Annotated in this window: 21 protein-coding genes; 8 read left to right on the top strand and 13 right to left on the bottom strand. The window is 70.9% G+C overall.

Translation table 11 applies throughout. From position 1 onward, the window contains the following. Nucleotides 1-72 precede the first annotated feature (72 nt). The gene (locus C4J65_RS23430; RefSeq protein ID WP_030190019.1) at nucleotides 73-258 is read right to left on the bottom strand and encodes a DUF6104 family protein; all 186 of its coding nucleotides are present in this window, start codon (nucleotides 256-258) and stop codon (nucleotides 73-75) included. A gap of 46 nt (nucleotides 259-304) precedes the next feature. Then, a complete protein-coding gene (locus C4J65_RS23425; RefSeq protein ID WP_115744159.1) occupies nucleotides 305-1,117 on the bottom strand; it encodes a hypothetical protein in 813 nt (270 codons plus the stop codon). 137 nt (nucleotides 1,118-1,254) lie between these two features. Between C4J65_RS23425 and C4J65_RS23420 the strand changes: the two genes are divergently transcribed. Together C4J65_RS23420 and C4J65_RS23415 are read left to right on the top strand one after the other, a co-directional pair. Further along, a complete protein-coding gene (locus C4J65_RS23420) occupies nucleotides 1,255-2,205 on the top strand; it encodes a DUF4097 family beta strand repeat-containing protein (RefSeq protein ID WP_162833619.1) in 951 nt (316 codons plus the stop codon). Between the two features lies 1 nt (nucleotide 2,206). Beyond that, a complete protein-coding gene (locus tag C4J65_RS23415; RefSeq protein WP_115744157.1) occupies nucleotides 2,207-3,289 on the top strand; it encodes a PadR family transcriptional regulator in 1,083 nt (360 codons plus the stop codon). Nucleotides 3,290-3,390: 101 nt separating this feature from the next. On the opposite strand, the gene C4J65_RS23410 is transcribed toward C4J65_RS23415, so the two are convergent. The 4 genes from C4J65_RS23410 to C4J65_RS23395 all read right to left on the bottom strand — a co-directional run bounded on the left by C4J65_RS23410 (nucleotide 3,391) and on the right by C4J65_RS23395 (nucleotide 6,759). After that, on the bottom strand, nucleotides 3,391-3,957 hold the full coding sequence (locus C4J65_RS23410) for a Clp protease N-terminal domain-containing protein (protein ID WP_115744156.1): 567 nt from the start codon (nucleotides 3,955-3,957) through the stop codon (nucleotides 3,391-3,393). Beyond that, a complete protein-coding gene (locus C4J65_RS23405; RefSeq protein WP_115744155.1) occupies nucleotides 3,957-4,166 on the bottom strand; it encodes a helix-turn-helix domain-containing protein in 210 nt (69 codons plus the stop codon). Before C4J65_RS23405 ends, C4J65_RS23410 begins: the two co-directional genes overlap by 1 nt. Nucleotides 4,167-4,292: 126 nt before the next feature. Continuing rightward, on the bottom strand, nucleotides 4,293-5,258 hold the full coding sequence (locus tag C4J65_RS23400) for a zinc-binding dehydrogenase (RefSeq protein ID WP_115744154.1): 966 nt from the start codon (nucleotides 5,256-5,258) through the stop codon (nucleotides 4,293-4,295). Nucleotides 5,259-5,529: 271 nt separating this feature from the next. Further along, a complete protein-coding gene (locus tag C4J65_RS23395; protein WP_115744153.1) occupies nucleotides 5,530-6,759 on the bottom strand; it encodes an NADP-dependent malic enzyme in 1,230 nt (409 codons plus the stop codon). Between the two features lie 638 nt (nucleotides 6,760-7,397). Between C4J65_RS23395 and C4J65_RS23390 the strand changes: the two genes are divergently transcribed. From C4J65_RS23390 to C4J65_RS23380, 3 genes are read left to right on the top strand one after another with little or no spacing between them, the layout of a single operon-like run. Next, a complete protein-coding gene (locus tag C4J65_RS23390; protein ID WP_115744152.1) occupies nucleotides 7,398-8,360 on the top strand; it encodes an ABC transporter substrate-binding protein in 963 nt (320 codons plus the stop codon). A 30-nt stretch (nucleotides 8,361-8,390) separates the two neighbouring features. Beyond that, nucleotides 8,391-9,341 carry an amino acid ABC transporter permease gene (locus C4J65_RS23385; protein WP_115744151.1) on the top strand — a complete coding sequence of 317 codons (951 nt, stop codon included), beginning with the start codon at nucleotides 8,391-8,393 and terminating at the stop codon, nucleotides 9,339-9,341. Then, nucleotides 9,338-10,099, top strand: coding sequence for an amino acid ABC transporter ATP-binding protein (locus C4J65_RS23380; RefSeq protein WP_115744150.1), 762 nt, complete (start codon nucleotides 9,338-9,340; stop codon nucleotides 10,097-10,099). The genes C4J65_RS23385 and C4J65_RS23380 overlap by 4 nt, the downstream gene beginning before the upstream one ends. A gap of 62 nt (nucleotides 10,100-10,161) precedes the next feature. On the opposite strand, the gene C4J65_RS23375 is transcribed toward C4J65_RS23380, so the two are convergent. Next, complete coding sequence (locus tag C4J65_RS23375) at nucleotides 10,162-10,962, bottom strand: class I SAM-dependent methyltransferase (RefSeq protein ID WP_115744149.1); 801 nt, start codon at nucleotides 10,960-10,962, stop codon at nucleotides 10,162-10,164. 98 nt (nucleotides 10,963-11,060) lie between these two features. Here C4J65_RS23375 and C4J65_RS23370 point away from each other — a divergent pair, with 98 nt between their 5' ends. Further along, nucleotides 11,061-11,690: a CGNR zinc finger domain-containing protein gene (locus C4J65_RS23370; RefSeq protein WP_052840746.1), complete on the top strand. Its 630-nt coding sequence runs from the start codon at nucleotides 11,061-11,063 to the stop codon at nucleotides 11,688-11,690. Here the strand turns inward: C4J65_RS23370 and sodX are convergent. Beyond that, on the bottom strand, nucleotides 11,594-12,031 hold the full coding sequence (gene sodX / locus C4J65_RS23365; protein WP_162833310.1) for a nickel-type superoxide dismutase maturation protease: 438 nt from the start codon (nucleotides 12,029-12,031) through the stop codon (nucleotides 11,594-11,596). The genes C4J65_RS23370 and sodX overlap by 97 nt on opposite strands. A gap of 145 nt (nucleotides 12,032-12,176) precedes the next feature. Here sodX and sodN point away from each other — a divergent pair, with 145 nt between their 5' ends. Beyond that, nucleotides 12,177-12,572, top strand: coding sequence for a superoxide dismutase, Ni (sodN, locus tag C4J65_RS23360; protein WP_003973716.1), 396 nt, complete (start codon nucleotides 12,177-12,179; stop codon nucleotides 12,570-12,572). Between the two features lie 107 nt (nucleotides 12,573-12,679). On the opposite strand, the gene C4J65_RS36785 is transcribed toward sodN, so the two are convergent. The 5 genes from C4J65_RS36785 to C4J65_RS23335 all read right to left on the bottom strand — a co-directional run bounded on the left by C4J65_RS36785 (nucleotide 12,680) and on the right by C4J65_RS23335 (nucleotide 17,092). Then, entirely contained in the window at nucleotides 12,680-12,901 is a 222-nt protein-coding gene (locus tag C4J65_RS36785; RefSeq protein ID WP_115744147.1) for a hypothetical protein, read from the bottom strand. A 26-nt stretch (nucleotides 12,902-12,927) separates the two neighbouring features. After that, nucleotides 12,928-13,512 (bottom strand): dihydrofolate reductase family protein, encoded by a 585-nt coding sequence (locus C4J65_RS23350; RefSeq protein WP_115744146.1) that lies wholly within the window; start codon nucleotides 13,510-13,512, stop codon nucleotides 12,928-12,930. Between the two features lie 75 nt (nucleotides 13,513-13,587). Then, nucleotides 13,588-14,184 carry a GNAT family N-acetyltransferase gene (locus C4J65_RS23345; RefSeq protein ID WP_115744145.1) on the bottom strand — a complete coding sequence of 199 codons (597 nt, stop codon included), beginning with the start codon at nucleotides 14,182-14,184 and terminating at the stop codon, nucleotides 13,588-13,590. A 255-nt stretch (nucleotides 14,185-14,439) separates the two neighbouring features. After that, a complete protein-coding gene (locus tag C4J65_RS23340; RefSeq protein WP_115744144.1) occupies nucleotides 14,440-15,600 on the bottom strand; it encodes a family 2 encapsulin nanocompartment cargo protein polyprenyl transferase in 1,161 nt (386 codons plus the stop codon). Between the two features lie 85 nt (nucleotides 15,601-15,685). After that, nucleotides 15,686-17,092: a family 2B encapsulin nanocompartment shell protein gene (locus C4J65_RS23335; RefSeq protein ID WP_115744143.1), complete on the bottom strand. Its 1,407-nt coding sequence runs from the start codon at nucleotides 17,090-17,092 to the stop codon at nucleotides 15,686-15,688. Nucleotides 17,093-17,398: 306 nt separating this feature from the next. Between C4J65_RS23335 and C4J65_RS23330 the strand changes: the two genes are divergently transcribed. Next, nucleotides 17,399-17,977 (top strand): N-acetylmuramoyl-L-alanine amidase, encoded by a 579-nt coding sequence (locus tag C4J65_RS23330; RefSeq protein ID WP_115744142.1) that lies wholly within the window; start codon nucleotides 17,399-17,401, stop codon nucleotides 17,975-17,977. The last annotated feature ends 126 nt before the right edge of the window (nucleotides 17,978-18,103 follow it).

Here is an 18,103-nt window from a genome sequence, read left to right as displayed (position 1 = left end):
TCCCCCGCTGCTGTGGAGGTCTCTTACCCCACCGGGGGGAGCAGGCTAAACCCCTGGCCGTGCCAGGTGGTTCTACTCCTCGTCCTCGTCCTCGTCGTCGAGCCGGGCGAGCCAGGTGGCGAGGCGTTCGACGGGCACCTCGAAGTCCGGGTTGAGGTCGACGAACGTACGCAGCTGTTCGGCGAGCCACTCGAAGGTGACCTCTTCCTCGCCGCGCCGCTTCTCCAGTTCCTCGATGCCGCGGTCGGTGAAGTACATGTGGTGTTCTCCTGCGTGCGTCCGTGTTCCGAGTCCGCCCCCAAGACTATGCAAACGGCGCCGCGCGGGTGCGGGTGCGGACCAGGAGCGACGTGCCGTGCACGGCCAGCAAGGCACCCACCGTGGTCCAGCCACCGCTGCGGTGCCGCGCGCCCCAGGCCAGGAGCGGGGCCCCGGCCGCCACCTCGGCCAGGGCGAGGGCCCGGCCGGCCGGGCCGTGCCCGCCGGGCGGCCGGACGGCGAGGCGGGCGGCGTCGCGGGTGCGCGCCGCCCCGGCGGTCCACCGGGCGTCGGGCAGGGCGCGGGCGCGCTCGCGGAGGCGGTCGGCGGGTGCGCCCGGGTCGAGTCCGGCCGGGAGCGCGACTCCCGCGCGCGTGAGGACCGCGAGCAGACCGCGCATCCTCGCGCGGGCGCCGGTCTCGGGGTCGGGCCTCGTCAGCCGGTCCAGCGACTGCACGTCCAGGACCGGGTCGAGGCCGAGCCGGGCGGCGAAGGTGCGCATCGCCTCGTCCTCACCGGCCGGTGTGCCGTTCGCGAGCCACACGTAGCCCACCGGGCGGCGGAATCCGGACGCGAGGACGTATCCGGCCCGGTCGGCGTCCCACCACAGGGCCAGTACGGGCCAGGGGGCGCCGACGGCGAGCGCGGCGGCCCAGCCGGCGACCACCCGGTCGACCGGTTCGCCCCCGTCCCGCCAGGGCCCGCCCTTTGGCACCAGCGCGCTCCACTGCTCACCGGCCCGGACCAGCGGCATCCGTTCGCCCAGCAGCGGGGCGACCACGGCGACGGAGTCCGGTTCGGCCCGGCAGAGCAGCAGGGCGCCGGGAGTGGGAGCGGACACGGACTCTTCCGTCGACATATTGACAAGCTAGGACACATCGGCACGCCCGGCCGATCATTGATCACCAGAACGGGTGTCTTGACTTTCCGTGTCCGCGATATATCGTGAATTGCGGAGGACGCGATATGGCGCGTTCGGTCGAGGAGGTCTTCACCATGTCCGAGTGGTCCGTCGCGGAGCCCAGGAAGCTCACCTTCGACGAGTCCGTGAGCCGACTGCACGTACGCATCGTCGGCGGAACGGTGAACGTGGTGGGCACGGACGAAGGTTCCGCCCGCCTGGAGGTCTCCGAGATCGAGGGACCGCCTCTGATCGTGACCCACCGGGACGGCGTGCTCACGGTGGCCTACGAGGACCTGCCCTGGAAGGGTTTCCTGAAGTGGCTGGACCGCAAGGGCTGGCGGCGCAGTGCGGTGGTGTCCCTGGCGGTGCCGACCGGCACCCGTGTGGAGGTGGGGGCGGTCAGCGCCGCGGCCGTGGTCTCCGGTCTCGACGGAACCGCCGAGGTCAAGGGCGTGTCCGGGGACACCACTCTGGTGAGCCTCGCGGGCCCCGTCCGCGCCGACACCGTCTCGGGGAACGTGGAGGCGCAGGCCCTCACCGGCGACCTGCGCTTCAACTCCGTCTCCGGCGACCTGACGGTGGTGGAGGCGGGCTCTTCCGTGCGGGCCGACTCGGTCAGCGGTTCGATGATCGTCGACCTGGACCCGGCCGTCGGCCCCACCGACATCAGCCTGAACAGCGTCTCGGGCGAGATCGCCATCCGGCTGCCCCAGCCGGCCGACGCCCAGGTCGAGGCGAACACGGCCAGCGGCATGGTCAGCAGCGCCTTCGAGGACCTCCGGGTGGGCGGCCAGTGGGGGGCCAAGCGCATCACCGGACGGCTCGGCGCGGGCAACGGCCGGCTGAAGGCCACCACGGTCTCCGGCTCGATCGCCCTGCTCCGCCGTCCGGCGACGGAGGACACGCCGTGGGAGCGGGAGCCGGAGGATTCCGGCCCGACGGGTACCGCGCGCGGCGACTCGGGGGACAATTCCGCTTCCGTCCGGGACCAGGGCGCCACCGACGCCCCTTCCGACGGCACGACCGACAAGAAGGTGCTCTGACATGCCCCCCGTCTTCGCCCACGGCCGCCTCCGCCTCTACCTCCTCAAGCTCCTGGACGAGGCCCCGCGCCACGGTTACGAGGTGATCCGGCTCCTCGAGGAGCGCTTCCAGGGCCTGTACGCCCCGTCCGCGGGCACGGTGTACCCGCGCCTGGCCAAGCTGGAGGCGGAGGGCCTGGTCACCCACACCACCGAGGGCGGCCGCAAGGTGTACGCCATCACGGACGCCGGTCGCGCCGAGCTGGCCGACCGCAGCGGTGAGCTGGCCGACCTGGAGCTGGAGATCCGCGAGTCGGTCGCCGAGCTGGCCGCCGAGATCCGGGCCGACGTACGGGGCGCGGCCGGCGATCTGCGGCGGGAGATGCGGGCCGCGGCCACCGCGGCCCGCCGGGGCACCCCCGGGGCGCACGACGAGGGGGGCGGCTTCGCCGCCGGTGCCGGGGAAGCCGACGAGAAGGAGGCCTGGCGGGCCGCCAAGGAGGAGATGCGGCGGGTCAAGCAGGAGTGGAAGGAGCAGGCCCGCCGGGCCAAGGACGAGAGCCGCCGCGCCCGCGACGAGGCCCAGCGGGCCCGGCGCCAGGCCAAGGAGGCCCAGGAGCGGGCCCGGGCCCAGGCGCAGGAGGAGGTCCAGCGCATCGCCCAGCGCGTGCAGGAGCAGGTGCAGGACCACTTCTCGCGGGGCGACTGGCCGACGGGACTGCGTGAGGGCCTGAGCGAACTGGCCAAGGAGGTCGGCGACTTCGGAAAGGACTTCGGGAAGGAGTTCGGCAAGGACTGGGGCTTCGGGCGCACCGACACCGGGAGCTCCACGGCGCGCGCGGACCGTTCGCCGGACCCCGAGTACTCCGTCACTCCCGAGGACTTCCCGGCCGGATACGCGCCGAGCTGGGCTCACGAGGACGCCGCGGAATCCACCGGTGACCCGGCCCGCGACCTGGACCGGCTGCTCGACCGCTTCCGGGACGACATCCGCGACGCCGCCCGGGACCACGGAGTGACGTCCGACCAGTTGCGCGACACCCGCCGCCGGCTGTCGGAGGCCGCGGCCCACATCGGGGCCGTCCTGCGGACACCGAAGGGCTGAGCCAGTACGACAACAGTGCGCGGCGCCCCGCTGCTCCCGCAGGGGCGCCGCGCGCCGGTGGAGCGCCACGCGCCGGTGGAGCGCAGCGGAAGGAGCACCGGTCAGGCGCAGGCCTCTCCGGCCCCGCCACCCAGCACCCTGGTCAGCGACGCGTGGGTCACTCCGTGATCGGCGAGCACCTCGGCGGGTACACCGGGGCGCAGAGCCAGGGCGAGGAGCAGATGCTCGTCCCCGATGTGCCGGTCGTGCCGGGCTACGGCGACCCGCAGCGCCTTCTCCAGGACCTCCTTGGCGCCCCGGCCGAAGCTCCGGTGGCCGGACCACCGGCGCCTGCCCGTCCGTTCGTCGGCGGACATCGCCCCGACGCCATGCGCCTCCTCCACCCGGGCGACGATCTCCATGACATCGATCCCCAGCCCGGCGAGGGCCTCCGTCTCGGACTGCGACAGACCGGCACGGCGCCGGGCCTCCCGCAGTGCCTGGCGGACCGCGTCCCGGTGCTCGCCGACGCCGAGCGCCGCCAGCGCGAAGGAGGCGCGGCTGCCCTCCCGGTCCAGCAGCGCGAGCAGCAGGTGCTCGGGCTCCACGGTCTCCGCCCGCGCCCGCTCGGCGTGTTCGACCGCCCCCTGCACGACCGCCCGGGCATCCTTCGTGAATCGCTCGAACATCAATGCCTCCCGTACTTCTTGTGCACGGCCTGCCTGCTGACCCCGAGCTCCGTGGCGACCTCCTGCCACGACCACCCCTGCTGCCGCGCGCTGCGCACCTGTACGGCCTCCAGCTGCTCCACCAGCTTGCGCAGGGCGGCGACGGCTCGCAGCCCGACCCGGGGGTCGCGGTCACCCGCACGCGTGGCGAGATCCGTTGCTTCACTCATACAGTCAACCTAGGTTGACATGCCTCGCATGTCAACCCCGGTTGACGTACGGCGGGGGCGGTGATTCTCCGAGGTACGCGAACGGCGGGCCCGGAGAACCGGACCCGCCGTATGTGGGGGAACGCGTCAGGAGTTGCGGAGCACGATCTTGCCGAACTGCCCGCCGGAAGCCATCCGCTCGAACCCCGTACGGGCCTGGTCCATCGGGAGCACCTCGTCGATGACGGGGCGCACACCGGTCGCGGCACAGAAGGACAGCAGGTCCTCCAGCTCGTCCTTGGAGCCCATCGTGGAGCCGACGACCTTGAGCTCGAGGAAGAAGATCCGGGTCAGTTCGGCGTGGGAGGGCCGGTCACCGCTGGTGGCGCCGGAGATGACCAGCGTGCCGCCGGGCCGCAGTGACTTGATGGAGTGCGACCAGGTGGCGGCGCCCACGGTCTCGATCACGGCGTCGACCCGCTGCGGCAGCCGCGCACCGGTCTCGACGGCCTCCACCGCCCCGAGCTCCAGCGCCCGCTTGCGCTTGGCCTCGTCCCGGCTGGTGGCGAAGACCCGCAGACCCGCCGCCTTGCCGAGCACGATCGCGGCCGTGGCGACCCCGCCGCCGGCGCCCTGCACCAGCACCGAGTCACCGGGACGCACCCCGGCGTTGGTGAACAGCATCCGGTACGCCGTCAGCCAGGCGGTGGGCAGACAGGCGGCCTCCTCGAAGGAGAGCTCCTTGGGCTTGGGCAGGATGTTCCAGGTCGGCACGGCGACCTGCTCGGCGAAGGTCCCCGGGTAGCGCTCGGTGAGGATCGAGCGGGGCTCCTTGGGGCCGACCCCGTGGCCGGTCTGGCCGATCACGGAGTGCAGGACGACCTCGTTGCCGTCCGCGTCGATCCCGGCGGCGTCGCAGCCGAGGATCATCGGCAGCCGGTCCTCGGGGAGGCCGACGCCGCGCAGGGACCACAGGTCGTGGTGGTTGAGGGAGGCGGCCCTGACATCGACGACACTCCAGCCCGGCCGGGCCTCGGGAGCCGGAAGCTCTCCCGACTCCAGGCCGGCCAACGGCTGGTCGCGGTCGATTCGGGCGGCGTAGACAGCGAACATGACCTTGACGATAGGTTCCCCACCGCCCAACCGGAACCACAGCCCCGTGTGACACACCCCCTCTTGCCAGCCCCCCTCCCCCCAGCTGCGGGCAGTCGTGCCGCTGGGGCGGCACGGGTGGGCGCAGCGGCACCCGCCCAGCGCCGGTCAGCGCCCCCCATCCCCTCCCCCCCACCCCGCACCCGCACCCGCACCAAAAACAAGCGGCCCCGCCCACCAAGGACGAGGCCGCTCACCGCACCGCGGGGATCACACCGCAGGCGTCACACCGTCACCGGCGCGCAACCCCCTCCGCCCGGGCCGCCGCGGCCACCGCCGCCGTCACGGCCGGCGCGACCCGCTCGTCGAACGGGGACGGAATGACATAGTCCGCGGCGAGGTCGTCCCCCACCACGGAGGCCAGCGCCTCGGCCGCCGCGAGCTTCATGCCCTCGGTGATCCGCGACGCCCGCACCTGGAGAGCACCCGCGAAGATGCCCGGGAACGCCAGCACGTTGTTGATCTGGTTCGGGAAGTCCGAGCGCCCCGTCGCGACGACGGCCGCGTACTTGTGGGCGACCTCCGGATGCACCTCGGGGTTCGGGTTGGCCATCGCGAAGACGAAGGCGCCCTCGGCCATCGAGGCCACCGCCGGCTCGGGCACCGTACCGCCGGAGACGCCGATGAAGACGTCGGCACCCGCGAGCGCGGCCTCCAGCGGACCGGAGAGCCCGGCCTTGTTGGTGAAGGAGGCCAACTCCTGCTTCACCGGGGTCAGGTCCTCCCGGTCGGCCGAGACGACACCCTTGCGGTCGGCGACCGCGACGTCCCCGATGCCGGCCTCGACCAGCATCTTGGCGATGGCGACACCCGCCGCGCCCGCGCCCGAGATCACCGCCCGCAGCTCGCCGAGCGTCCGCCCGCTCAGCCGCGCCGCGTTCCGCAGGGCGGCCAGCGTCACGACGGCCGTGCCGTGCTGGTCGTCGTGGAAGACCGGGATGTCCAGGCGCTCCTGGAGCTTGCGCTCGATCTCGAAGCACCGCGGCGCCGAGATGTCCTCCAGGTTGACGCCGCCGAAGGAGGGCGCGAGCCGGACCACGGTCTCGACGATCTCGTCGGCGTCCGTGCAGTCCAGGGCGATCGGGACCGCGTCCACGCCGCCGAACTGCTTGAAGAGGATGGCCTTCCCCTCCATCACCGGGAGGGACGCCTCGGGCCCGATGTCACCGAGTCCCAGCACCGCCGTACCGTCCGTCACGACCGCGACGACCGACGACTTCCAGGTGTAGTCGTGGACGAGGTCGGGCTGCTCGGCGATCGCGCTGCACACTTTCGCGACGCCGGGCGTGTACGCCAGGGACAGGTCTTCCTTGTCGCGGATCGGCACGGTGGCCTGCACGGCCATCTTGCCACCGCGGTGCAGCGCGAACGCGGGGTCGAAGGAGTCGAGCGGCTCGGCGCCCGCCCCCTGCTCCGCACCGGCTTCGCTGTCGCTGCGAGGATTGACGATCTCCGCTGCCACTTTGTCTTACCCCTTAAGAGTTCATGGTTTGAGGGTTTGTCCACTCCTGGTGAGGAATGGGCGGGCACCGCACAGGGAGATGACTGTCTGGGCCACGAGCACCCTGCGCGACGGGCGCGCCGCACACGCGCCCTGAGCCCCTGATGAGGGGTGTAAAGAACCTTCTTACCCGACGGACGGCCCCCGCGACGAGTCCGATAAGCGCAAGCTCACATGCCGGACCCCGAACGCCGCATGTCGGTGACATGGCTCATAGCCGGGGTTCCGGACAACCTCTCCGGACCCCTTGACAGACCCGCAAACGGCATCTTCAACAGCCCTGCTCACCCGCGATCCATGGCCGGATAACGAGAAATTCCGCAGATCTTGCGGCCGGAAGGGCAGATTCCCGCAAAGGTTCGGTCGTGATGTACCGACCTGGTGCGGTTCGGGGGGTGACCCGTTATCCGATTTTGACATGGCGTCCCCCCTGAATGGCCGAGTCCGAATGGCAAGATGCCGTAATCGCACGAGGTCGCGGCACTCGAAGGTGTGTGCTCGCGACGACCCGCGGCGCCGTCCGGCCCCCGGCCGGCGTCCGTCCCACCGGAACTCCACCGTCCCCATCGGCTACTCCCTCATCCGCCGGAGGAACCACCATGACCGCACGCTCCACCCGTCGTACGACCGCCGCGCACTCCCGGCTAGCAGCGGTCGGTGCGATCGCGGTCGCCGGCGCCCTGCTGCTCACCGGATGCGGTGACCAGACCGAGAACGGCGACTCCGGCAGCAGCGACAACCAGTCCTCCAGCGGTGCTCCGCTGGCCGACAAGCTGCCGCAGTCGATCCGCGACAAGGGCACCATCAAGGTCGGCTCGGACATCGCCTACGCGCCCGTCGAGTTCAAGGACGACTCCGGCAAGACGGTCGGTATCGACCCGGACCTCGCGGACGCCCTGGGCAAGCAGCTCGGTGTGACGTTCGAGTTCGAGAACGGCACCTTCGACACCCTGATCACCGGCCTGCGCTCCAAGCGGTACGACATCGCCATGTCCGCGATGACCGACACCAAGGACCGCCAGGAGGGCATCGACGCCGACACCGGCAAGAAGGTCGGCCAGGGTGTCGACTTCGTCGACTACTTCACCGCCGGTGTCTCGATCTACACCAAGAAGGGCGACGACCAGGGCATCAAGACCTGGTCCGACCTGTGCGGCAAGAAGCTCGTGCTCCAGCGCGGCACGGTCTCCGAGGACCTCGCCAAGGCCGAGAACGAGAAGTGCCCGGCCGGCAAGAAGATCTCCATGGAGCGCTTCGACAACGACCAGCAGGCCCAGACCCGCCTGCGCGCGGGCGGTGCGGACGCCGGTTCCTCCGACTTCCCGGTCGCGGCCTACGCGGTGAAGACCTCCGGCGGCGGCAAGGACTTCCAGATCGTCGGCGAGCAGGTCGAGGCCGCGCCGTACGGCATCGCGGTCGCCAAGGACAACACGCAGCTGCGCGACGCCCTCAAGGCGGCGCTGGACGCGGTGATCGCCAACGGCGAGTACAAGAAGATCATGGAAAAGTGGGGCGTCACGGAAGGCGCCATCACCGAGGCCGCCGTCAACGGCGGCAAGTGACCGCGCGGCGGGCGCTGAAAGGCAACATCCGTGACTGTTGACATCGACAAGACGGCGGGCGGCCCGGCCGGCACCCCGCCGACCCCGCCGGAGGCCATCAAGGCCGTCCCGGTCCGGCACTACGGGCGGTACGTCTCCGCGGTGGTCGCGATCGCGCTGCTGGTCGCGGTCGTGTACGCGTTCTCCCAGGGCAAGATCAACTGGGGTGCGATCCCGGACTACTTCTTCGACGACCGCATCCTGTCCGGCATGGGCAAGACGCTGCTGCTGACGCTTCTGGCCATGCTGGTCGGCATCGTCGGCGGCATCCTGCTCGCCGTGATGCGGTTGTCGAAGAACCCGGTGACCTCGTCCATCGCGTGGTTCTACATCTGGTTCTTCCGCGGCACGCCGGTCCTGGTGCAGCTGATCGTCTGGTTCAACCTGGGCCTGGTCTTCGAGTACATCAACCTCGGCCCGTTCTACCGCGACGAGTGGTCCGACTTCATGACGCCGTTCCTGACGGCGCTGCTCGGCCTCGGTCTGAACGAGGCGGCGTACATGGCGGAGATCTGCCGCGCCGGTCTGCTCGCGGTCGACGAGGGCCAGACCGAGGCGGCGCACGCGCTCGGCATGAGCCACACCAAGACGCTGCGCCGGATCGTGGTCCCGCAGGCGATGCGCGTGATCGTGCCGCCGACGGGCAACGAGGTCATCAACATGCTGAAGACGACCTCGCTGGTCTCGGTGGTGCAGTATCCCGAGCTGCTCCGGGCGGCCCAGGACATCGGCCAGACGTCCGGTGCCCCGGCCGAGATGCTGTTCCTTGCGGCGGCCTGGTACCTGCTGCTGACCTCGCTCTTCAGCATCGGGCAGTACTACCTGGAGCGGCACTACGCCCGCGGTTCCAGCCGGACTCTGCCGCCGACCCCGATGCAGAAGATCAGGGCGAACCTGTTCTCCCTGTCGAACCGCTCCAGCACGACCGGAGGTGCGGCATGACCGCCATGGTCAGGGCAGAAGGCGTCCACAAGTCCTTCGGTGCCGTCGAGGTTCTGAAGGGCATCGACCTGGAGGTCGAGCAGGGCGAGGTGTTCTGCCTCATCGGCCCCTCCGGCTCCGGCAAGTCGACGTTCCTGCGCTGCATCAACCACCTGGAGAAGATCAACGCCGGGCGTCTGTACGTCGACGGCGAGCTGGTCGGCTACCGCCAGAAGGGTGACAAGCTCTACGAGCTGAAGGACAGTGAGGTCGCCCTCAAGCGCCGGGACATCGGCATGGTCTTCCAGCGCTTCAACCTGTTCCCGCACATGACGGCCGTGGAGAACGTCATGGAGGCACCGGTCCAGGTCAAGGGCACGAGCAGGAGCCAGGCCAGGGAACGCGCGCGCGGGCTTCTGGAGCGCGTGGGCCTGGGCGACAAGGCCGGCAACTACCCCTCGCAGCTCTCCGGCGGCCAGCAGCAGCGTGTGGCCATCGCGCGGGCCCTGGCGATGGACCCGAAGCTGATGCTGTTCGACGAGCCGACCTCGGCGCTCGACCCCGAACTGGTGGGCGACGTCCTCGACGTCATGCGCGACCTCGCCGAGTCCGGCATGACGATGGTCGTCGTCACCCACGAGATGGGCTTCGCCCGCGAGGTCGGCGACAGCCTCGTCTTCATGGACGACGGCGTGGTCGTCGAGTCGGGCAACCCGCGCGACGTCCTGACCGATCCGCAGCACGACCGGACGAAGGCGTTCCTGTCCAAGGTCCTCTGATTGTCCGCACGACCACGCCGAGGGGCGGTACGGAGATCCGTACCGCCCCTCGGCGTGTGGTCCTACTTGAGCGCCAGCAGCAGGGTGTCCGACGGCGAGCACCACACCGGCCGGGCCTCGCCGAAGCCCTTCTCGCGCAGCACACGCGCGTGCCACGCCGCCGAGGGCATCTCGCCGTCGGCGTGCTCGCCGTAGATCTCGAAACGGCGGGCGGTGGGCCCGGCGAGCACCGGGTCCTTGGCGGCGAGCTGCCACCACTCGGACCAGTCCAGCGCGCCCTCACCCTTGGCGGCGTCCATCCGCGCGTGCCGCTGCGCGCGCTCGGCCGCGTTGATCCGGGGCGTGGTGTCGTCGATCATGTGGTCCGCGTTCATGAAGAGACCACCGTCGCGGACCAGCTCCGCGACCCGGCCGTAGAGATCCGCGAGGGGTTCGGCGTGGAACCAGTGCAGGGCCGTCGCGGTCAGCACGGCGTCGTACGCGTCGTACGGCAGCTTCGACGGCCAGTCGGGGTCCTTGAGGTCGGCGGCGACGAAGGAGACCCGCTCGTCGCCCGCGAAGGTGCCCTCGGCGATGGCGAGGAGGGCCGGGTCGAGGTCCACGCCGGTGCTCGTGGCGTCCGGGAAGCGGTCGAGCAGCCGGGCCGTGATGGTGCCGGTGCCGCAGGCCAGGTCCAGCACGCGCGGCGCGGGGCCGACGAGCGCCTCGACCATGTCGAGCATGATCCGGAACCGTTCCTCGCGGTCCGGCATGTACCACTCCTGCTGCCGGTCCCAGCTCTGCTGCCAGGCCTGCCAGTCGGCACCCGCCCCGGTGGTCGTAGTGGTCGCCGTGGTGGCCGTGGTCGTGTCCGCGTTCGTCATCGGGCCCCTCCGTACTGCGTCGCGTAATACCCTGGAAGCACGGTCAGCTGTTACCTGACCGCAGGCACGACCCTAGAGCCCCGTCGTAAGGACTACAAGTGGAACTGGCCTATTACTCGGACTATGCCGTACGTCTCGTCAACACCGAGGAACCGTCGCGGGGACAGGACTCCCTGACCTCGGTGGAGGCCGTCCGTGAGCTCTTCGGGGCCAACCAGTCGGCGGCCCGGCGCGCGTCCGACGCCGACGTGACGCGCTTCCGCTCGGTCCGGGGGCGGCTGCGCGCGGTCTTCGAGGCGGCCGACGGCGGCGACGAGACCCTCGCCGTGGACCTGCTGAACTCACTGCTCCTGGAGTTCCCGGTGAGCCCGCAGATCTCCGGCCACGACCACCGCGCGGAGGACGGCAGCCCGCTGTGGCACATGCATCTGGCGGACCACCCCTCCAACGCGACGGCCGGTTTCGCGGCCATCGCGGCGATGGGCCTGGCCTTCCACCTCACCGAGTACGGGGTCGACCGGCTGGGCCTGTGCGAGGCGGCCCCCTGCCGCAACGCCTACCTGGACACCTCCACCAACCGCTCCCGCCGCTACTGCTCCGACCGCTGCGCCACCCGCGCCAACGTGGCGGCCTACCGCGCCCGCAAGCGCCTGGAGGCGGACCGGTCGGCCAGCACCGGCCTGACCGCCGACAGCGCCCAGCGGACCACGGCGAGCGGCGAACGCTGACCCGCCCGCGGCGGCCGGTACCGGAACCGGACCCGGCCCAGCACGAGGTCCTGCGGGACCACCCCGTAGTCGGTGCTGTCCCCGCCCGCGAACGCGTTGTCCCCGAGCACCCACCAGCCGGCCCCGCGCCGTTCGGCCGCCCGCTTGACCACGAGCAGGTCCTGCTGGAAGGGGTGCCGCAGCACGACCACGTCACCCGGCCGGACCCGGGCCCCCCAGTGCACGAGCAGCACATCCCCGTGGTGCAGCGTGGGCACCATCGACGGCCCGGTCACCTCGGCCGGCCCGAAGGGCAACGCCCCTCTCGAGCGCTCGGTCTCCTGCGACAGTTGCTCCGGCATCACCCGGCACCTCCCCGGTCTTTCCTCCACCAGTCTCAGTCTCACCCCGGACTTTTGTCCTAAGCCCACGGGGGCACCCGCGAAATCAGGTCTCCCAGGGAGTAATGTCCCCCCTGAGAAGACGATCACGAGGAAGGAACGCTTCATGCTTTCCCGCCTGTTTGCCCCCAAGGTCACGGTCAGCGCCCACTGCGACCTGCCCTGCGGCGTGTACGACCCTGCCCAGGCCCGCATCGAGGCGGAGTCGGTGAAGGCCGTCCAGGAGAAGATGGCCGGCAACGACGACCCGCACTTCCAGACGCGCGCCACGGTCATCAAGGAGCAGCGCGCCGAGCTCGCGAAGCACCACGTCTCCGTGCTGTGGAGCGACTACTTCAAGCCCCCGCACTTCGAGAAGTACCCGGAGCTGCACCAGCTGGTCAACGACACCCTCAAGGCCCTCTCGGCCGCCAAGGGCTCGAAGGACCCGGCGACCGGCCAGAAGGCCCTGGACTACATCGCCCAGATCGACAAGATCTTCTGGGAGACCAAGAAGGCCTGACGGACGTCAGCATCCCGGGGCCGGCGATCGGTGCACCATCGCAGGCCGCAGGGCAGCCCGAAGGGGCCCGGCGCCATCCTGGCCGGGCCCCTTCGGCGTTGTCGTGGTCAGGGGTTCTCGGTGACCGACTCCCGGGAGTGCTCCGGCCTCCCGGGCCGTGCCTCGGCTTCGGGGGCCCTGGCGTTCTTCCCGGGACCCGCCTCGCACTCCGGGTTGCCGCACGGGCCCGGGGCCCATTCCGGTACCCATATGCCCAGCGTCTTGTGGCGCCGGACGACCGCTTCGACTGGCTGTCCGCACACGGGACAGGCGTACGTGTCGCTGTCCATACCTCCAGGTTAAAGCGGCCGGCCGCTCAGCGCTTGCGGTGGTATGTACGCACCACGACGCCGTTGCCGAAGGTCCGCACCGAGTCCGGCGCGAATGCGGAGACCTCGAAGCCCGAGCCGAACATCGGCATGCCGGTGCCGAGCACCAGGGGGTAGGTCTTGACGACCAGTTCGTCCACCTCATCGACCAGCTCACCGGCCACGGCCGATCCGCCGCACAGATAGATGCCGAAGGCGCTGTCCTCGGCCTTCAGCTCCCGGACCCTGCCGACCAGATCCGTCGAGATGATCTCGACGTTCGGGTCGGGCGACTCCGTGAGCGTGCGCGAGGCGACGTATTCGCGCAGGTGGGCATAGGGGCTGGTGACGCCCTCCTTGAGGGCCAGGTCGTAACTGGCGCGTCCCTGCACGATCGTGTCGAACCGCTTGTTCGGCAGGTCGTCGATGCCCAGCGGACGACGGCCGTGGGTCGGCAGTGTCTCCGGATACTCCGACTTCAGGAACTCGAAGAACTCCTCGTCGACGAACGGGATCATGAACGACGCGTCGCCGTCCGGACCGCCGATGAAGCCGTCGATCGAACAGGCGATGAAGTACGTGAGTTTGCGCAAACCGGTCTCCCCTTCATGTTGACCACTACGGGCACAGTACTCCATGTGTAGTTGTCAGGGGAGGGGATGACGCGATCACGGAGTCCGCGGCTCGCGCCACATCGGCCACATACGGGGACCGTCCGGCAGATCCAGGGCCCGGCCGGTGAACTCGAAACCCAGACGTTCGTAGAGCGCCTTCCCGCGGGCACTGCTCGCCTCGAGATAGGCGGGCAGCCCTTCGCGGTCGCAGCGGTCGAGGACGCTCTCGATCAGCGCGGTGCCCAGGCCCTCGCCCTGCCGCCCCGGGACCACGCCGATCATCCACAGGTACGCGTGAGCCCGGCCGGAGGGGTGGATCCCGTCCGTGAGCCGGGCTATCAGCTCCACGCGCTCGTTCTCCGGGTCGACGGCCTCACGGATCAGGGCGGGGCCGCCCTCGGCGCCCTCGTGCTCGTCCGCCGGGACGGGCAGCCACAGCGCGCAGGCGGCGCCGTCCTCGGTGAGGTCGACACGTCCGTCCGCGAAGACGGCGTCGGCGAACGCGGCCATGAGCCGATGGTGCGTCCGGCGACGGTACTCCGCGCCGGGAAAGACCCAACTGCTCACCGGATCGTCCTGGAAGGCCTCGTCCAGCAGTCGGACGACCAGATCCCGGTCACCCTCCCCCGCCGTGCGGATCACCACACCCATGCCTCGCCCCTTCGACTCAACACTGCTTGCGCGTACGGCGGTTGAGCCTAGCGGCTGGGCCTGAGCCCCATGGGGAGAGACAGAGAGGCGGGCCCCGCACACCGTGGGGAAGTGCGGGACCCGCCGGACCGGAGCCGTCGGCGGTGCGGCCGTACGTCGGTCAGGTGCCGTACGGCCCTGCACGGGCTCCGGGGTCTTGCGTGGCCGGCCCGGCGGTCCACGACGCCGGGCCGGGCGAGGGGGCCGGGCCGGCGCTCAGGTACTGCGCCGGGTCACGAACTCGGCCAGCGCGAGCAGGCCGCCGGCCGCTTCCGGCTCGGGCACGACACGCGCCAGCTCCTGCATGGCCCTCGCCATCCGGTCGGCCGCCTGGGTCTGCGCCCAGTCCCGGCCGCCGGCCCGCTCCACGGCCAGGGCGGTGCGCTCCAGGTCCTCCTTGTCCTCGTCGTACGGGCCGGTGTACAGCTCGGCCAGTTCGGCGGCGGCCGGGGTGCCGGAGGTGAGGGCGGCGACCACCGGCAGTGACTTCTTGCGGGCGGCCAGATCCGCACGTGCCGGCTTGCCGGTGTGGCGCGGGTCGCCCCATATGCCGATGACGTCGTCGATGAGCTGGAAGGCCATCCCTGCCTCACGGCCGAAGGCGTCCAGGGCCTCGACGTCATCCGTGGCGGCACCCGCGTACAGCGCGCCGACGGCACAGGCGCAGCCCAGCAGGGCACCCGTCTTGGCCTCGGCCATGGCGAGCGTCTCGTCGAGGGTCACCTCGCCCGGCGGGCGCCGCTCCATCGCCGTGTCCGCGTGCTGGCCCTCGCACAGCTCCATGACGCAGTCGGCGAGCCGGGTGGCCGCCGCGGCGGACGCCGGATGCGGGTCCGCGGCGAGCAGCCGCAGGGCAAGCGCCTGAAGTGCGTCCCCGGCGAGGATCGCGTCGGCGTCGCCGAACACGGTCCACACGGTCGGCCGGTGACGCCGGGTGGCGTCGCGGTCCATCACGTCGTCGTGCAGCAGGGTGAAGTTGTGGACCAGTTCCACCGCCGCCGCGGCCCGGACCGCCGCCGCGCGGGCCGCCGGGCCGCCGAGCGCGGCGGCCGCGGTGAGGACGAGCGCGGGGCGGATCGCCTTGCCCGCGTTGCCTGCCGCGGGTGTGCCGTCCGCGTGCTGCCAACCGAAGTGGTAGAGCGCGATCCGCCGCATCGACTCGGGCAGCGTCGCGATGGCGGACCGCAGTGCGGGATCGACCGACGCTCGTGACTCACTCAGGAGCACGGCCGCCTCGTGCCCTTCGACCACCGCCTGCCCCTGTCCGTCGGACGACTCCGCCGGCTCCTTCTCGCGCTGTGTGCCGATGGGTCCTTGCCTTTCCGGCGTCCCCGTGGGACGGCACGTCGCGGTGGCGCCGCGCCGGGTCTCCGTCATGGACTCACCTTCCCCCTGGGCCCGTCCGTACCTCGGGGGTGTACCCGCCCAGGAGGGCGGGAACACGGCGTTCGAAACAGCGACGTCACCGCCAGCGGCCGATCTCGACGTTCTCCAGCACGCCGAGCGCGTCCGGCACGAGGACCGCGGCCGAGTAGTAGGCGGTGACCAGGTACTTGATGACCGCCTGCTCGTTGATCCCCATGAAGCGCACCGACAGACTCGGCTCGATCTCGTCCGGGATGCCGGTGGCGCGCAGGCCGATGACGCCCTGGTCCTGCTCGCCGGTACGCATCGCGATGATCGAGGACGTACGGGCTTCGGTGACCGGGATCTTGTTGCACGGGTAGATGGGCACACCGCGCCAGGTCGGGATGCGGTTCCCGGCGACGTCGATGGTCTCGGGGACGAGACCGCGCTTGTTGAGCTCGCGGCCGATGGCGGCGATGGCGCGCGGGTGGGCGAGGAGCAGCTTGGTGCCGCGCCGGCGGCTCAGCAGTTCGTCGAGGTCGTCAGGACCGGGCACGCCGTCGTGCGGCTGGATGCGCTGGTCGTACTCGCAGTTGTGCAGCAGGCCGAACTCGCGGTTGTTGATGAGTTCGTGCTCCTGGCGCTCCTTCAGCGCCTCGACCGTCAGGCGGATCTGCTGCTCGGTCTGGTTCATCGGCTGGTTGTACAGGTCGGCCACGCGCGAGTGGATGCGCAGCACGGTCTGGGCGACGCTCAGTTCGTACTCACGGGGCCGGGCCTCGTAGTCGACGAAGGTGTGCGGGATGTCCGGCTCGCCGCTGTGGCCGGCCGAGAGGTCGATCTCCTTCTCACCGTGCCTGTTGGTGCGCTGCTCCGGGATCGCGCGCTGCTGCTCCAGGTGGTCGCGCAGGGAGTCGGCACGCTCCGCGACCTGGTCCACCTCCTGCCGGGGCAGCACGAGCACCGTGCAGGCGGTGACCGTGCGGGCGCTGTACTCCCAGATGGCGTCCCCGTCGAGGAGGGCCTGGTCGCCGAAGTAGGCGCCGTCGGCGAGGACGCCGAGCACCGCGTCGTCGCCGTAGGGACCGGTGCCGATCTTCTCGATCCTGCCGTGCGCCAGCAGGTAGACCTCGTCCGCCCGCGCGCCGAACGAGGCGATCACCTCGCCGGGGCCGAACTCCCGCTGCTCGCAGCGCTGAGCAAGTTCCGACAGGACCTCGTCGTCCTCGTACGACCGCAGGGCCGGCAGCTCGCCCAGCTCCGCGGGAATGACCTCGACGCGGTCGCCGGTCTTCACGAACGTCACGCGGCCGTCGCCGACGGCGAAGGTCAGACGCCGGTTGACCCGGTACGTGCCGCCCTGGATGTCCACCCAGGGGAGCGAGCGCAGCAGCCAGCGCGAGCTGATCTCCTGCATCTGAGGAACGGACTTGGTGGTGGTGGCCAGGTTCCGCGCGGCCGCCGTGCCGAGGCTCTGCTGCGGCCTGGTCTGCTCGGTGCGGACCTCTTCGCCTACCGACATAAGGAATTGCCCTCCCGGTCATGCCGGACGACTGGGCCCGGCATCGATGTGCGTGGACCAGCCTTCCTCACGGAGCGTGCCGGTGCTATTACACGAAAGAGCGGGAATGGATCACTCGCGGCCGGGGCAGATATGGGGGCTTGTTTCGACTTCGGCACCGCCTGGCCGGGATGAGATTGTCCGAAACGACTCGCACACGGACCGAACAAGTAATAGGAGTTGCTCCGTTTCGGTACAAGCTCCGTACGAGGCGGTCGCGTCGGGCGGTCGTCGCGCAGCGGGAAGGAGTCGGCCGTGGCCTCACCCATGTCCGCGAGCAGTTTCCTCAAGGCACTGAAGGCGGAGGGCCTCACCGTCGTCCAGGTCGGCGACTGGCCGGACCACAACCGCAACCACAAGGGCCCGTGGGGCCCCGTGCACGGAGTGATGATCCACCACACGGTCACCAAGGGCAGCGCGCGGACGGTGGACATCTGCCGCAAGGGCTACGAGGGTCTGCCGGGCCCGCTGTGCCACGGGGTCGTCACCAAGGACGGCAAGGTCCACCTGGTCGGGTACGGCAGGGCCAACCACGCCGGCCTCGGCGACGACGACGTCCTGCGCGCGGTGATCGCGGAGAAGGCGCTGCCCCGGGACAACGAGGCGAACACCGACGGCAACCGGCACTTCTACGGCTTCGAGTGCGAGAACCTGGGCGACGGGGACGACCCCTGGCCGGCGGCGCAGCTGGAGGCGATCGAGCGGGCCGCCGCGGCCGTGTGCCGCCACCACGGCTGGAACGAGCGGTCCGTCATCGGCCACCTGGAGTGGCAGCCGGGCAAGGTGGACCCGCGCGGATTCACGATGGCGTCGATGCGGGACCGAATCCGGGACCGCCTGAAGTGACCCGGACCGACCGGGGTGGCGGAACCAGCGGAGATGCTCTGGGACCGGTCGCCGTGCCCCGGGAGAGCGGTCGCGTGAGCCGGGAGCGGCCGGGGTGAGGTGGCCGGGGCGCTTGGTGGCGCGACA

This window comes from Streptomyces sp. CB09001 (assembly GCF_003369795.1).
Classification (GTDB): Bacteria; Actinomycetota; Actinomycetes; order Streptomycetales; family Streptomycetaceae; genus Streptomyces.
The sequence above is the reverse complement of the archived record's forward strand: the minus strand, read 5'-3'. Positions and strand labels throughout refer to the sequence as shown.

Bases quoted from the DNA above. Each gene is read 5' to 3' on its own strand.
- sodX (WP_162833310.1), bottom strand. From the start codon at position 12,031: ATGCCGGAGCAACTGTCGCAGGAGACCGAGCGCTCGAGAGGGGCGTTG.
- C4J65_RS23380 (WP_115744150.1), top strand. From the start codon at position 9,338: ATGACCGCCATGGTCAGGGCAGAAGGCGTCCACAAGTCCTTCGGTGCC.
- C4J65_RS23340 (WP_115744144.1), bottom strand. From the start codon at position 15,600: ATGACGGAGACCCGGCGCGGCGCCACCGCGACGTGCCGTCCCACGGGG.
- C4J65_RS23405 (WP_115744155.1), bottom strand. From the start codon at position 4,166: ATGAGTGAAGCAACGGATCTCGCCACGCGTGCGGGTGACCGCGACCCC.
- C4J65_RS23390 (WP_115744152.1), top strand. From the start codon at position 7,398: ATGACCGCACGCTCCACCCGTCGTACGACCGCCGCGCACTCCCGGCTA.
- C4J65_RS36785 (WP_115744147.1), bottom strand. From the start codon at position 12,901: ATGGACAGCGACACGTACGCCTGTCCCGTGTGCGGACAGCCAGTCGAA.
- C4J65_RS23335 (WP_115744143.1), bottom strand. From the start codon at position 17,092: ATGTCGGTAGGCGAAGAGGTCCGCACCGAGCAGACCAGGCCGCAGCAG.
- C4J65_RS23400 (WP_115744154.1), bottom strand. From the start codon at position 5,258: ATGTTCGCTGTCTACGCCGCCCGAATCGACCGCGACCAGCCGTTGGCC.
- C4J65_RS23410 (WP_115744156.1), bottom strand. From the start codon at position 3,957: ATGTTCGAGCGATTCACGAAGGATGCCCGGGCGGTCGTGCAGGGGGCG.
- C4J65_RS23345 (WP_115744145.1), bottom strand. From the start codon at position 14,184: ATGGGTGTGGTGATCCGCACGGCGGGGGAGGGTGACCGGGATCTGGTC.
- C4J65_RS23420 (WP_162833619.1), top strand. From the start codon at position 1,255: ATGTCCGAGTGGTCCGTCGCGGAGCCCAGGAAGCTCACCTTCGACGAG.
- C4J65_RS23430 (WP_030190019.1), bottom strand. From the start codon at position 258: ATGTACTTCACCGACCGCGGCATCGAGGAACTGGAGAAGCGGCGCGGC.
- C4J65_RS23415 (WP_115744157.1), top strand. From the start codon at position 2,207: ATGCCCCCCGTCTTCGCCCACGGCCGCCTCCGCCTCTACCTCCTCAAG.
- C4J65_RS23330 (WP_115744142.1), top strand. From the start codon at position 17,399: ATGTCCGCGAGCAGTTTCCTCAAGGCACTGAAGGCGGAGGGCCTCACC.
- sodN (WP_003973716.1), top strand. From the start codon at position 12,177: ATGCTTTCCCGCCTGTTTGCCCCCAAGGTCACGGTCAGCGCCCACTGC.
- C4J65_RS23375 (WP_115744149.1), bottom strand. From the start codon at position 10,962: ATGACGAACGCGGACACGACCACGGCCACCACGGCGACCACTACGACC.
- C4J65_RS23425 (WP_115744159.1), bottom strand. From the start codon at position 1,117: ATGTCGACGGAAGAGTCCGTGTCCGCTCCCACTCCCGGCGCCCTGCTG.